The 13,048-nt window shown below is 70.1% G+C and carries 18 protein-coding genes; 6 read left to right on the forward strand and 12 right to left on the reverse strand.

The genetic code is table 11. The features are described from left to right. A partial coding sequence (locus ACRYM0_RS18070; protein WP_432507229.1) for an AAA family ATPase occupies nt 1-181 on the reverse strand: 181 nt, incomplete at its 3' end. A gap of 425 nt (nt 182-606) precedes the next feature. Between ACRYM0_RS18070 and ACRYM0_RS18075 the strand changes: the two genes are divergently transcribed. Beyond that, the gene (locus tag ACRYM0_RS18075; RefSeq protein ID WP_432507230.1) at nt 607-744 is read left to right on the forward strand and encodes a hypothetical protein; all 138 of its coding nucleotides are present in this window, start codon (nt 607-609) and stop codon (nt 742-744) included. Nucleotides 745-816: 72 nt separating this feature from the next. Here the strand turns inward: ACRYM0_RS18075 and ACRYM0_RS18080 are convergent, their stop codons facing one another. The 6 genes from ACRYM0_RS18080 to ACRYM0_RS18105 form a co-directional block, all read right to left on the reverse strand. Next, complete coding sequence (locus ACRYM0_RS18080; protein WP_432507231.1) at nt 817-939, reverse strand: hypothetical protein; 123 nt, start codon at nt 937-939, stop codon at nt 817-819. A gap of 217 nt (nt 940-1,156) precedes the next feature. Continuing rightward, complete coding sequence (locus tag ACRYM0_RS18085) at nt 1,157-2,005, reverse strand: GSU2403 family nucleotidyltransferase fold protein (protein ID WP_432507232.1); 849 nt, start codon at nt 2,003-2,005, stop codon at nt 1,157-1,159. 11 nt (nt 2,006-2,016) lie between these two features. Further along, nucleotides 2,017-2,943 carry a helix-turn-helix domain-containing protein gene (locus ACRYM0_RS18090; RefSeq protein ID WP_432507233.1) on the reverse strand — a complete coding sequence of 309 codons (927 nt, stop codon included), beginning with the start codon at nt 2,941-2,943 and terminating at the stop codon, nt 2,017-2,019. Between the two features lie 335 nt (nt 2,944-3,278). Beyond that, entirely contained in the window at nt 3,279-4,262 is a 984-nt protein-coding gene (locus ACRYM0_RS18095; protein WP_432507234.1) for a tyrosine-type recombinase/integrase, read from the reverse strand. Nucleotides 4,263-4,273: 11 nt separating this feature from the next. After that, nucleotides 4,274-4,990, reverse strand: coding sequence for a hypothetical protein (locus tag ACRYM0_RS18100; protein WP_432507235.1), 717 nt, complete (start codon nt 4,988-4,990; stop codon nt 4,274-4,276). Between the two features lie 111 nt (nt 4,991-5,101). After that, nucleotides 5,102-5,230 carry a hypothetical protein gene (locus ACRYM0_RS18105; RefSeq protein WP_432507236.1) on the reverse strand — a complete coding sequence of 43 codons (129 nt, stop codon included), beginning with the start codon at nt 5,228-5,230 and terminating at the stop codon, nt 5,102-5,104. 52 nt (nt 5,231-5,282) lie between these two features. Here ACRYM0_RS18105 and ACRYM0_RS18110 point away from each other — a divergent pair, with 52 nt between their 5' ends. Continuing rightward, complete coding sequence (locus ACRYM0_RS18110) at nt 5,283-5,525, forward strand: hypothetical protein (RefSeq protein ID WP_432507237.1); 243 nt, start codon at nt 5,283-5,285, stop codon at nt 5,523-5,525. 77 nt (nt 5,526-5,602) lie between these two features. Here the strand turns inward: ACRYM0_RS18110 and ACRYM0_RS18115 are convergent, their stop codons facing one another. After that, the gene (locus ACRYM0_RS18115; protein ID WP_432507238.1) at nt 5,603-6,016 is read right to left on the reverse strand and encodes a hypothetical protein; all 414 of its coding nucleotides are present in this window, start codon (nt 6,014-6,016) and stop codon (nt 5,603-5,605) included. Between the two features lie 1,350 nt (nt 6,017-7,366). Then, on the reverse strand, nt 7,367-7,933 hold the full coding sequence (locus tag ACRYM0_RS18120; protein ID WP_432507239.1) for a hypothetical protein: 567 nt from the start codon (nt 7,931-7,933) through the stop codon (nt 7,367-7,369). Between the two features lie 449 nt (nt 7,934-8,382). Here ACRYM0_RS18120 and ACRYM0_RS18125 point away from each other — a divergent pair, with 449 nt between their 5' ends. Beyond that, complete coding sequence (locus tag ACRYM0_RS18125) at nt 8,383-9,069, forward strand: hypothetical protein (RefSeq protein ID WP_432507240.1); 687 nt, start codon at nt 8,383-8,385, stop codon at nt 9,067-9,069. 79 nt (nt 9,070-9,148) lie between these two features. Then, nucleotides 9,149-9,625: a hypothetical protein gene (locus tag ACRYM0_RS18130; RefSeq protein ID WP_432507241.1), complete on the forward strand. Its 477-nt coding sequence runs from the start codon at nt 9,149-9,151 to the stop codon at nt 9,623-9,625. A gap of 88 nt (nt 9,626-9,713) precedes the next feature. Here ACRYM0_RS18130 and ACRYM0_RS18135 read toward each other — a convergent pair whose 3' ends face one another. Then, nucleotides 9,714-10,205: a hypothetical protein gene (locus ACRYM0_RS18135; protein WP_432507242.1), complete on the reverse strand. Its 492-nt coding sequence runs from the start codon at nt 10,203-10,205 to the stop codon at nt 9,714-9,716. A 318-nt stretch (nt 10,206-10,523) separates the two neighbouring features. Here ACRYM0_RS18135 and ACRYM0_RS18140 point away from each other — a divergent pair, with 318 nt between their 5' ends. Continuing rightward, entirely contained in the window at nt 10,524-11,606 is a 1,083-nt protein-coding gene (locus ACRYM0_RS18140; RefSeq protein WP_432507243.1) for a replication initiation protein, read from the forward strand. Between the two features lie 86 nt (nt 11,607-11,692). Next, a complete protein-coding gene (locus tag ACRYM0_RS18145) occupies nt 11,693-11,887 on the forward strand; it encodes a sigma factor-like helix-turn-helix DNA-binding protein (protein WP_432507244.1) in 195 nt (64 codons plus the stop codon). A 73-nt stretch (nt 11,888-11,960) separates the two neighbouring features. Here ACRYM0_RS18145 and ACRYM0_RS18150 read toward each other — a convergent pair whose 3' ends face one another. Continuing rightward, entirely contained in the window at nt 11,961-12,260 is a 300-nt protein-coding gene (locus ACRYM0_RS18150) for a ribbon-helix-helix domain-containing protein (protein WP_432507245.1), read from the reverse strand. Then, on the reverse strand, nt 12,260-13,048 hold a 789-nt coding region (locus tag ACRYM0_RS18155), incomplete at its 5' end, for a ParA family protein (protein ID WP_432507246.1). The genes ACRYM0_RS18150 and ACRYM0_RS18155, both read right to left, overlap by 1 nt.

Raw genomic sequence — 13,048 nt, forward strand, 5'->3', positions numbered from 1 at the left:
CGAAGGCGTTGCCGTCGAAGACGCGGGCGGTGGCGTCGGTCAGGGCGGTGGCGTTGCCCTGCTGGTCCAGGTCGACCAGCAGCACGTGCGCGCCCAGCTCAGCGGCGGCGTCGGCCACGTTGGCGGCCGTCGTCGTCTTGGCCACCCCGCCCTTCTGGTTGGCGATCGCGAGGGTGAACACGACTGGATTCCTCTCGCAGTGACTGGCTAGTCAACGGCTAGCCGTTGGCTACCACTGACAACCAGTGGCTACCCACTGTGTAACAGGGTGAGCACGCAAGAGGGAGGCGCCACGCCAAGAAGCCCTCAACGAGGTGGTGCGTTGACCCCTTGAGCCCGCCACCGTTTTTGAGACCCCGCAGGGAAGGAGCTCCAGGACCTCGACACGCCGTCTCACAACGCGTGTTCAGCGGACGCCCAGTGCTGGGCTGACCGGTGACGGCTCGGTCTTCCTCTCCCGGGCTGCCACCGGCCAGCGAGACCAAGTGGACCAGCGTCGCCTGACGTGGGCCAGGGCTTGCGCGGAGGATGGCGCTCATGGAGCTGCGCATGACGGCCGTATAGGCCGAGGGCCTACCGAGCCTGGTCAGCCACAACGGTGAGGACGTGCGCACCGTGCCGCTGGACACCTTCGACCCGGTGGATGCGATGGACCTGCTCGAGCTGGGCTTCGGGGACGCGCACCGGGTCGAGAGCCTGGGCATCGAGGCGCTGGATGACGCGCTGACCCGCAACGGCTGTTAGCGCATCAGCGACTGGAGCGAGGGTGAGCAGGGGCCCAGCGCAAGCGTGCGGCGGGTGCATGAGACCTGACGGTCAGCTCGCCTCGGGTGGGAGCACGAAGCTGGTGCCGCAGGCGCCTCCTTCCGGTACCGGCAGGTCCGCGTCGGGGTTGGCCGGGCTGAACTGCTCCAGCCAGTCCTGCGCCTCGGACTCCACGGGCATCGAGCGTGCGGCGCCTGGCACAACAGCGGCAAGCGCCGAGTCGTCCAGCCGGGTGCCTGATTGGGCACAGTAAGTAAAGGCCGCCTCACCGACGACACTCAGCAATAGGGCTTAATGCAATACTCCCTAATGCTTTGAGCGGCCACGACTGATTAACTTGTCGAGTAGTCGAGTACTCGACAAATCGAATACTCGACTAAAATATAGGGACTCAATCTGTTGTGACAAATTCGTTGGCCAGGCCGTCGATCAGGTCACCGCTCAAGGCGTCGAAGGCCGCCAAGGCGGTGAGGTCACCAGGGAGAGCCTGCGACAGCATCGTGTGAAGTAGCCCCGCCTCGTCACGGCGACGCTGCTGGTCGAAGAAGGCCAGTCCAGTGCGGGTTGCGACGAAGGCTTCCTCGCTAGTGCGATGGGATTCGAAGCCAGTCACGAGGTCGTCGGTCTCAACAGCCACCAGCAGGCGGTAGCAGTCGAGGACGTCTTTCTCTTTGAGTCTCGTCGGCTTGCCGGTCCCAGCCTCGAAGGCCACCCAGCGCTCGTGCAGCTTGACGAGTTTGGCGGTCAAGAGTGCGGCTGGTCCAGCGACACGAAGATCCATCGTGCGTGTGTCAACGCCGTCGAGGGCGGTGATCGTCATGACGCGGTTGTCGATCAGCGCCGGCTCAAGGCCCGGAGTCAGGCGTGCAAGCTCCTTGCCGTGGTGGGGGAGCTTTGCGGCGCGCCGGCCATGGGGAGGCGTCGACTGGTGGGGCACCGCCATCAGGTCGACGCGGATCCCAAGACGGCCGATCCACTGGCCCGGCATGTGAGGTACAGGGGTGAAGTTCGCATCCTTGAGCGTCTGGGTCAGCTCGGGGTCTCTGGCCAGCAGGTCGACATCGACAGCCAAGTCGCTGTCGGTGGTCATGTAGACGCCGGTGCCTCCAACAGCACCGGTGTGCATGTAGACCGCCTGAGCTCCTACCAGTACGAACGATGAGCGCTGCTCGGCCAGGGCATCCAGCGCGTCAAGGAGGACGCCGCGCGCAGCGACGTATTCAGGAGCTACGTCAGTCACAGTCGATGACTCTAAGTCTTTGATCCCGCAGGTGGAGCCATCTCGAAGAGCTGCTCAGCCAGTTCGGAGAAGCGCCCTCCCATGGTTAGGAGGTCGGCGAGCACCTGGGGGAGGGGCACACTCAACGGCAGACTTTGAAGCAGGCTGCGATCGCGCGGCTTGATGAGTACGACGTTGGCGGTCGTTGGGGTCGCCTTACGCAGGCGTAGAACCTCTGCAAGGTGGGTTGGGTCCTCGCTGTAGATGGCCATAAGCGTGTGTGGGATGACCGGGTAGATCTTTTCTGGCTCTCTTGGCAGGTTGAAGAGCGCTCCGAGGTAGCCCGTCAGGGCGATCCCGTCATTGAGGGGACCCAGGGGGGCACGTACCTCCCCGAGCTGGACGTGGGCGTAGTCGGGTCCACGAGGCGCCAGAAGCCAGTGCACCTCAGGGTTGGTGGTGTAGATGCCGTAGTCCTGGGTCCACCGCTCGATCAGCAGTCGTCGGTCGATGTGGATGACGGTGCCCTTAGTGTCACGGCTGATAGCGCCGTATTGGGCAAGGGCCGGCAGCACCTTGGCGGCGGTGCCAGGGCTTACACGTGCTTGTGCAGCGAGGTCTCGGACCCCGATGGGGGCTTGTGCACTCCATAGTGCGCGGATGACGCTGCTGGCTCCTGGGCCGTCCAGGCGGATCATCGCCGTCGAGCGTGCCGGTCCGGGAGCGCGAGCAGCGCCCTGGTTGCGCACGAAGAGGCCGGAGCGGTCGTCACGTAGCAAGATCCAGCCTGTCTCATCGAGATAGCCGAGGCCGACCGCTTCGCAGGCTTGGCGAAGGGAAGGGTTGGCGTAGTCGGTAAGGATCAGTGCTCCACGATCGCCGGCGATGTTGCGCAGGCGAGCTGCCGCTTCCTTCGTCGAGCTCCCCAAGGTGCTGATCTTCATCTCGACGAGCAGCACAGTCTTAGTGCCGTCAGGACGACTCAGTAGTAGCTCTGCGTCGTAGCCACGGTCATCGGGACTGTCGTACCGTCGTAGTGACACCTCCCAGGTCTCCGGGAGCAGCTCTGCGAGGCGCTCAAGAGCATGCCTCGGCGGGAACGTTTCCCCGGAGCTACTGTTTCCCATGAGGGGAAACAGTAGCTCAGCGGAAACAGAGCAGCACCACCCTGAGGCACCGCCTCTGGTCTCCACGGTCCTCGAAGGTGGGGTTGTTTCCTCTTAGCTTCCGTTTCCCGGTTCGGGAAACAGGGGGTCATAGGAAACAGCGACTAGTCGACTGCTCCGTCTGTTGCCTAGTCATGCTCACCATCGCCGCTGGTCAGCGAGCTGGCGAGCAGGTAGTTGGGGGAGCGGTCGAGGTTGTGGCGGCTGCGGTCGTAGCGCCGGGTGGTGCGGGGGTCGGCATGGCCCATGGCGTCTTGGACGTCCTGCAAGGCGGCACCCAGGCGCAGGTTCTCCGTGGCGTAGGAGTGGCGCAGGCTGTGCGGGGTCACGCCGGCGGGTAGGCCAGCGGCGCGGCACAGCCGGTCCAACTGCTGCTTGGCGCTGATGTACGGGTAGCGCCCGTCGCCCGAGGCGGCGAGGAAGATAGGTCCGCTGGTGCGCTCAGCGAGGTAGTCGTCCAGCGCCCGGATGACCGGGGCAGGCAGCGGCACCCGAGCGCTCTTGCCGCCCTTGCGGGTGATCTTCAGAACGCGGTGACCGTGGTCGTGGCCGTAGTCGCGCACGTCGGCGCCCAGAGCCTCGGAGATGCGCAGTCCGCAGAAGGTCAGCAGGGCAACGAGAGCCGCCGAGCGGGGGGAGTGCTCGGCAGCGGTGGTCAGCAGGCGGCGCAGCTCGTCGGCAGTCAGGCCCACCGCCTGGCTCTCGTCGCTGACCCTGGGACGGCGCACGGAGGCGACGGGGGAGTAGGTGAGGACCTCGGCGTCGTGGATGCCGTAGTCGTAGAAGCGCGAGAGGGCCGACAAGCGCCGGGCGATGGTGGCGGCGGAGGCCGGCCGGCCGGTGCGCGGCTGGGGCTGGCTGCTCAGGTGCCGGACCCAGGCGTCGACGTGGAAGCGCTCAGCGGCCAGCGGATGCACGCCCATGTGCTCGCACCACGTCGCCCAGGCGTGCAGGTCGCGGCGGTAGGCGGTCTGGGTGTGCCCGCCGTAGCTGAGCAGCCAGGCCGCGGCGATGCGGTGGAAGGGGTCATCAGCTGCGGAGCCAGGCAGGCGGTCCAATGGGGCCGGGCGCACCGGAGGTACCGCCGCGGTGATCGGCGCGAGAGTGGGCATGAGGTCGCCGCTCATGACGGTGCGCCCCCGTTCTCCTCCCGGGTAAGGCGCTCCATGAGCTGGCGGTGCTCTTGGCGCTGCTGTTCGATCTCCGCGTCCCGGGTCTTGCCGTCGTAGGTGGCGACTTGGACCATGCGATCCGGCCTCGCCAGCTTGTCCAGCGTCTTCTTCACCTCGCGCAGCGTCTTGACCACGTCATGGACGCCGTACTCGGTGGCGAACATGCGTCCCCGGAAGACGTTCCAGTCCAGCACTGAGGTCGTCGAGTGCCGCTCCCCGAAGGAGTCGGTGTAGCTGACCGTGATCTCGAAGCGGTCAGGAAGGCCGGAGCCTTCGCGCTCGATGGTCGAGTCCCAGAAGGTACGCCAGACCTGACCGGGGGCCAGGAAGGGCGCGCCGTCCGGCAGCACGACGTCGGTGTAGGAGTCACCGGTGCGCACCAGCGGCGGCGTCGAGGTGATCGACAGGTCACGAGCCCCGGTCGTGCCGAGGTTCGCTACGGAGATGTCGACGAGGTGCTGGCTGACCTTGGCGGTGTCGGCGGAGACGACCACGTAGGGCTGAGCCTGCTCACGCCGCAGGGTCCGAGCTTCCTTCAGCTGCCCGTGGGCGTAGACCAAGGCCCAGACGGCGACGACCAGAGTGCCGGCAGCACCGAGTGCGCCAACGACGTCGGTCCAGGAAGGATCAGATGCCGCGTCGAGGGCAGCACTTTGAGCAGGCGTCATGGTCGTGACGCTAGTGACCAGCTACGACACCAACCCATAGATAACGTCCTTTATCTACGGGTCAACAGAGCCGCTCGACCACTCACCTCCATCGACGAGCGGGCCCGTGGCTCACACGTCCAAAACGCCGTCCTGGGCCCGCTCGGCCGGTGGCAGGTTGCCGGTCTCGAGGTCTTCCATCAGGACGATGTCGGCGTCCTCCGGGTGCGCGATGGCCCCCCGCTCGTCGAAGAGGGCCACGCGCCGGCGCACCGCAGAGACAACCGATGCATCCTCGGGGCAGGGTGACCCCATGAGCAGCCCGGAGACTGGATGGCACGCCTTCTCCCCGGAAGACCCCGACTGCCCACCGCGACTGCGCGAGCTCGCCAACAGCCCCGAGCGGCCGGTGCTGGGCACGGTCACCATCACCATCCACGACCTCGCCGCCGGCGCGAGCACCGTCAAGGTCGGCGGTTCCGGTGCCAGCACGACGGCGCTGATCGACGCCGCCATCACCGAGCTGCACGAGGCCCGTCGACTGATCACTGATTGAGCGACGGCTCCGCCCGGACACGCGGTTATGCCGTCGTCCGAGTGCGGTCACGCGGCAACTGTTAAAGCCGTCCGTCTTCAAGTAGCCAGAGCGAAACGCAACTGCTGAGCCGCCTCGGGACTGGCCAGGGTGCTGCACACCGGAGCGCAGGTGGGACAACGCTCCAGGTTGGGGCAAACCAGCAGGATCAGGGCGCGCAGCACCAAGCGAAGGTGCGTGCTCGGGTCCACCGCCGTCCCCAGCATCAGCGTCTTGACCGCGGTGCCCGTCAGCGCGTGAGCCGCCCACGTCGGCACGCCCTGGGCCACGAGCAGACCCGCCGCTCTTCGCCCGATCGCGCCGGCGTACGTGGCAGGGTCGATGGCGGCGGCGACGTCGTTCAAGGCCACGCACAGCTCGTGACGGCGCAGGACGCGCCGACTCAGCGGGCGCGCTTCCAGCAGCGCCTCAGCGACCGCCTCGTACCCGGTGGAAGGGTCCTGCAGCACCACCACGACCTCGCTGGCGCCCGCTCCGACCTGGCGGTGCAGCTGTGCGGCGTTGCGTGCGGCGCGGCGGGTGGAGCGCGCCTTGGGCGGACGCGGTGCGGCGGTAGATCGGCCGCGGCGAGCAGCCCTCGAGCGCACCGGCGCTGGTGCCGTGGCGCGGCCGGCCCTGGCCACTGACGCGAGACGAGCGCTGCGCGCTGCACGCTGTGGCGCGGGCTGTGCAGGAGTGCGCCGGGGTGCGCGAGACCTCGGCTGCAGCGGTGGCAGGTTGCCTGCCTTGCGCTGGCAATCCCGGTACGGCTTGGAGCCGGTGTAGTGCTGCCGGTTGCACACCCCGCAGGGACGTAGACGTCCCTGTCGCCGCTGGGCCATCGCGCTCCTTCGTCGACTTCTCCGCTGACTACCGCGGTGATCAACGTAGCCAGCGCCCCCGACACGACCTCGCGTCACCGGCGGCTGCGGCAGATGGCACCGAAGCTGGGCGAAGCTCCGTGCACCTCCACAGCCCAACCCACCCGGTAGACGCCGTACGCGGACCGCGCATCGACATCCAGCCGGCGGCGCCACCACGGCGCCCATGACCACCAGGTAGCCGTCCTGTGTGGTCGTCCCCCACGGCGCTACGGCGCATCTTGGAGCACCGAGAACCCACCGCAGCTACCGCGCAGTCGACCACCGCGCCGACAGCACCACCACGGCGAAAACCCGCCGCCGCGACCACAACAGTTCCACTCCGGCGCCTGCGCTGGCGACGTTCCGGCGTACACCGGATCACCGCCTACCAAGCACCGCACCACTGGACTTAGAGCACCTAAGTCAGCCCCGCCACAGGCTGTCGGCAGCGGCCCCAGCCCACCCACTCCAGGCGGCACCACCCCGCCTCCGCGCACCTGCCTCCTCGTCCTCTCCCCCTCGGCCCAGCGCAGCGACCTCGAGCCCGCTCGAGGACGGGTCCCCGACTTAGGGGACCTATCTGTATAGCTTGCTCCGCAGGCTTCCTCCGCAGGGGCGCAGGCTGGGCAGGTACGGACGTCCACGCCCGGCCGTCTCTCGTCGCCTGTCCTGTCACCTGCCCTGTGGCGCTTCTCGTCGCGCCTCCTGGGCCGCACCCGGTCGCCTCGCGGGCGCGAGGCACCCCGCGCTTGAGCACCACGCAGCGCGCACTCCCCCCACTGCCGACGGCACGGCGCGCTGCACCGGTCCGGGCCCAGGCAGGTGCACGCTCGACGGCGGCGCGCACTGCACCGGCAGCACGCTGACGGCTCGCTGCTCAGCCGGTCAGCTGGGCAACGCAGGGCTCTGCGAGATGCTCGCTGAGCTGCTTGACGGGCTGCTCGCCGGCCTGGTGGCGCGTCAGCTCCAGCGCTCTCGCGCGGACTGGCGCGTCATGCCGGTGGCGCGGCCGATGTCGGCCCAGGACAGCCCGACCTCTCGCCCGGCAGCCACCGCCTCATCGAGTGCGCTCAGCGCGTTGCGCGAGTGCGCCCAAGCGGACTCGATCGCGCTGGTGGCTTCCTGTGGTGCGCGGTGCTGCGCCCACAGCTGCAGCAGGTGCTCCTCGACGTCGCGGCGGTCGCTGAGGTCCATCGCGCTGACGTCACCAGCGGCGTAGACGCGACCGGCGCAGAGGTCTTCCAGATGCGGGTCCTGCACGCGTTCCCAGCGCGCCAGCCGCGTGCGCTTGGTGCGCCAGACGGCCCCGCCGGCAGGCGCCGGGGCCGGCGCCACGGTGCAGTCGCACACGGCCGCGAAGGCCACGACGTCGCTCAGCGGACGCCACCACCGCTGCCACGGCGGAAGGAGCCGACCGTCGGCATCAGCGGTGACCTGAACCTGCCCGGCGCGGTAGGCGTCACCGCTCTGCCCGTTGGGCAGCACGGAGAGCAGATGCAGCTCGTGGTCCTCCACGCTCCAGCTCACGACGCCTCCTCCAGCAGTGGCACAACAGTGACAGGGAACCCTGTCACTGTGGGCCCGACAGGGTTCCCTGTCAACCAGCGACCGATAATGCAAGAGGTGTGTCCGATGTAGGCCGTCAGCACGAGCGGGAGCGCGAGCACGAAGGCGCTCACGAGGGCGAGTCGCACGCTGACGGGAGCGAGCCGCACGCTGGCGAGGACGAGCAGGACGGCGGGCACGCGGGCGTGCACGAAGCGGGCGGCGGGTGCGCGAGGTCGCTGCACGCGGTGCTCGGCAGCGCGGCGCCGTCGAGTGCGGTGCAGGGTGCCGTCAAGCGCGGTGCGGGGTGCACTCGTCGAGCACCTGCGGCAGCGCGCACGGCACCGGCTGACGGCGTCAGCTGACGGCACCGGCTGCGTAGTGCACGTGAGGTCTTGTCAGCGGCGGTGAGCTGTGGCGAAGGTGCTGTGGTGCGCTTCGCCGGAACGATGAGCTGGCAGATCCGCGAGGGCCTCGACCAACACCTGGCGATGGCTCTGTACGTGCGCGACGCCGCCGGCCTGCAGCGCTACGTCGTCACCGAGCCGGACGTCGGCGCCCTGGCACCGGCGGTACCCGCACCCGCAGGAAGCGGTCACCACCTCACGCCCGACGAAGACGACGTCGGCGCCGACGTCGGCGCTGACGTGGACCTCAGCCAGGCCGTGCGCGAGTGGCCGATCTGGTGGGCCCGCGCCCTGCACCAGGTACCACTCACGCAGCCCCCCACGACACCCGAGGAGCTACGAGAAGCAGCACCACCTGCCCCGCCGGACTGGCACGGGCTCGAGGACCTGCCCGCGATGCGCACCCTCGCCGAGCGGCACCACCACGGCATCCGGCACTGGCTGCGCGAGGTCAAGCACGGCGAGATCGAACGCTGCCGCGGCCGGCGCGGCAGCAGCGACCCGCTGCACCTGACCCGCTTCGTCAACGCCTACGCACCACGCCTGGGCCGGCGGGTGCGCCCCTTCACCCTGCACCTGCGGCTGCTGCCGCTGCAGCAGCCGGCCGGGTGGGTCCTGGACGAGCAGCAGGTCCTGCTCAGCACCGCCCTGCGCGAAGACGCCGACGCCCTGGAGCGCCTGCTGGAACCGGTCGTCTCCGCCCTGGCGTGAGCCCCCGAGCCGCCCACCACCGCCGCCCCACGCACCAAGCCCGGCGCCCACTCAGCCATGCGCGGCTACGGTCGAAGACGTGAACGATCCCGTGGGCAGCAGCGTGGGCAGCGTCTTTGGCAGTCCGGTCAGCGATGAGCGCTTCGAGGCCATCTGGAACCGCGCCCGCCAGCCGCAGCTGACCACCGCACCCGGCTACGACGGCGACGCCGCCTTGCACCTGGCGCTGACCTTCCACGGCATGGTCATGAACGCCGGCCTGCTCGGCACCCTGGACGCCTACGAGGACGAGCTGAACTACCCCCTGCCCTGGGTGGCGCAGGCCTACCGCGCCTTGGCCCTGCCCATCACCGCCGCCTTGATCGAGCAGGCCCAGCGTGAGCACCAGCAGCTGGTCGCCGAGCTGACCGCCCTGCCCGAGCAGCAGGCCGCGGCCCGCTGGGACGAGGCCGAGGTGCGCATCGACGCCACCTACACCATCGACGACGCCGCCCTGGCCCGCGCCGCGCGCTCACTGGTCAACGAGGCCCCGCACACCTTCGCGCCCCTGCCCTGAACATCGCCCGGCAGTGCGCAGTCCCGCCGGTGCGCACCGCCATCGTGTGGGCCGTGAGGCGTGGGGCTCGGGCCCCACGGCTGAGTAGCTAGTCCGCGGGCAGCTCGTAGCGGGCGGTGCGCTGCTGGCCCCAGGCGAAGGACGTCTCGCACACCCAGTCCTCGAGCTGGTGCGCCAGCTGGGCGGCGACCTCGGCTTCTGTCGGCGGCGCCTGCGCAGCCTCACCCGCGCCCGCCGGGTCGCTCTCGTGCCACGGCGAGGGCAGCCACTGCTCGTGCCGCTCCCCCGGCACGTCGATGCGCACCCACACGTCACCGACCTCGCCGTCCACGCCCCAGTGCACGCTGAGCGCTTCCAGCTCTTGTGGTGCCAGCAGGCTGCGCACCACCGGCTCGACCACCCGCCGGCGCAGGACGGCCAGCCGCTCGTCGGTCGCGTCGGTGACCGGGCCCGGGCGCGGCGAACTCTGACTCGGCAGCGGCGCGGTGTTCACCTCCACCCGCAGCCAGGACCGGTACGGCTCCGGTGCCGCGGCGTCGTGTCGGTCCGCAGGGCCGGAGGGGCAGGGAGACTCGCTCACCTGCCCAGGGTGCTCTCCGGAGCGCCACCTGGCTCGACCCGACTGAGCCTGCTGTGGGCGAGGTGGAGAAGCTGGTGGGGCTGAATAGCAGCGTGGACGGCAGGAGGGCACGCCAGTGCACGCGGACAAGCGGCTTGCGGGGAGCTCGCCTGTCTGTGGCTGGGTCCGCAGGAGGGGCCGTGAGGGAGGTCCGGAAGCCGGCCGGAGCGGAACTACCTGATTTGGCTACCGACTCCTGGTCGCCCCACCCGAAGAAAATCGGCGTGCGGTCGGCGTGTCTGGGCAGTGCCGAGGGATCTTGCTGCCACGGTTGCCGCCATGCCAGGCAAGGCCAGCGCTGCTCCTCGCGCGCAGCCCAGCGACCAGCTCAGCGCGCCTGCCGGCGCGCAGCTGGACGCGCCACTGGGCACGGGGCTGGACGGGCGCCTGGATGCGCAGGGCTGGACCGCTGCGTGGTCCCCGCGACGTCCCCTGGCCACCGACGACCTCACCCGTGGCTGCTGGCGCCAGAGCCGTCCTGATGCCCTGGCCCGCCGCTACCTCGAGCACTCCCCCAAGGCGCTGCTGTCGATGCTCGTCGTCGACGTCGACCACCCCGACACCCTCCTGCGGGCCATCAGTCGGCCCCTGGAGCACCCCGAGCCGTCCTGGGTCGCCGAGGGCGTCAGCGGCCGCGGGCACGTCGGCTGGGTGCTCTCGGCCCCCGTGTGCCGCACCGACGCCGCCCGCACCGCCCCCCTGGCCCTGGCCGCCCGCGTGCAGGAGGGCCTTCGCCGGGCCCTGGATGGCGACGCCGGCTACGCCGGGCTGCTGACGAAGAACCCCACCCACGAGAGCTGGCACCCCTACTGGGGCCGGGCGCGCCCCTACGAGCTCGGCGAGCTCGCCGAGGGCCTGGGCACCCTGCTGCCGCGCTCCTTGCCCAAGCACGCCCGCGAGCAGAGCGGCCTGGGCCGCAACCACCACCTCTTCGAGGCGCTGCGCACCTGGGCGTACCGAGCCCGCTACCGCTACGAGCAGCGCGAGGAGTGGGAGCAGACCGTCACCGCGGTGGCGATCAACATCAACACCGAGTTCGCCGTGCCCCTGCCGCAGCCCGAGGTTGGGCACACCGCGCAGTCCGTGGCCCGCTGGGTCTGGCGCAACTTCTCCCGCGAGGGCCTGGTGCGCATCCAGAGCGCCCGCGGGCACAAGCGCGCAGCCCAGCCCAGCGCCGCCCAGGCCCGCGCCAAGGGCGCGGCCACCACCAACCGCCTCAGCGAGCCGGCCGTGCAGGACGGCCGCCGGCGCGGCGGCCAGGCCAGCACCCCGGCGCAGCTTGAGGCACGCCGCCGCAACGCTGCTAAGGCATCCTTGGCGAGGAAGGTGGACCGGGCGGCGATCCTTGGGGAGGTCCTGTGAGCGCTGAGACTCCACAGCGACGGAAGCTGACCGCCCGTGAGGCAGCCGAGAAGTTCGGCGTACACCCGCGCACCATCCGCCGGATCGTGGCCGAGCCGCGTGAGGACTTCCTGGCCCGCGCCAAGGCCCGCCGCGACCGGGCCGTGGAGCTGCGCGCCCAGGGCCTGAAGCACCGCGAGATCGCCGCGGAGATGGACGTGCCCATCGGCACCGTCGGCCGCCTGCTGCACGAGGCCAAGAAGCTGGCGCAAGCCTTGGACGCTGAGCAGCCCGCGTTGTAGCCGGTAACAAGCCATTGGCTACCCGATGGCTACCAGAATGGTAGCCATCGGGTAGCCGTTAGGTAGCCATTGGCTAGAAGCCGTGGACCTTCAGCTCCGCATCCAGTGCCCGCTCGATCAACCGGCCCTGCGGGATGCGGGTGGCCTGCGCGCATGCGGCCAGGCGCTCGTACAGGTCGGTGGGGATGCGTGCTCCCAGCTGCTTGCCGCGTCGCGGGATGCGCACGGGCGCCGGCTCGGTGGCGGGCTGCTGGCTGGGCTGCTGGGCGAAGGGCTGGCCGTTGTCCGGCGCCGGGGTGAGCACCGGGGTTGGCGGCATCGACTCCGGCGCCGGGGGAGCGACCTGAGGCAGGCGGGTGGTGGGCTTGGGCATCAGGAGACCTCCTCGTGCGGGCGGATGCCGGCGACGTGCAAGACATGCTCGGCGAGCTGGCGGTAGACGTCGGCGACCTCCCGGCCAGCGGCGCCGAAGGCGCGCACCGGGGCGTGGGCGCCCTCGGCCTGGCGCACCACCGCCCGCCTGGGCACCGAGGTCAGCACGTCGGGGTAGGAGGAGCGCAGGAAGTCCAGCAGCTCGCCCTGTCTGGCCTCACGCGCCAGCGCGGTGGGCAACACCCCGAGCAGCGCCGGGGCGGAACCCCCGCGGGCAGTACGCACCTGCGCCAGGACCTCCAGGGTGCGCGGGATGCCCTCCAGGGCGTTGTCGGCTGCCTCGGTGGCCACCACCACCGCATCAGCGGCGTGCATCGCGGCCAGGAACAGCCCGCCCAGGCTGGGCCCGCAGTCGAGCACGACCAGGTCCAGCGGACCCGGAGCCTCCTGCAGAGCCACGGCCAGTCGTTGAGCTGCGCCGGGGAAGGACTCGCCGTTGCGGGCGGCCAAGTCCTGGTTAGCAGGAGCTACCCGCAGCCGCGACGACCAGTGCTCACCGGCCGGCACTGCGACCTGGTGCACGGTGCCGGCCTGCACCGCGGCGCCGGCACGCTCCTGCGCGGCGTAGAGGGCGTCGGAAACGGTCAGCTGCTGCGGCTTGCCGAAGGCGTTGCCGTCGAAGACGCGGGCGGTGGCGTCGGTCAGGGCGGTGGCGTTGCCCTGCTGGTCCAGGTCGACCAGCAGCACGTGCGCGCCCAGCTCAGCGGCGGCGTCGGCCACGTTGGCGGC

Source organism: Kineococcus arenarius subsp. arenarius (genome assembly GCF_050871845.1).
Classification (GTDB): Bacteria; Actinomycetota; Actinomycetes; order Actinomycetales; family Kineococcaceae; genus Kineococcus.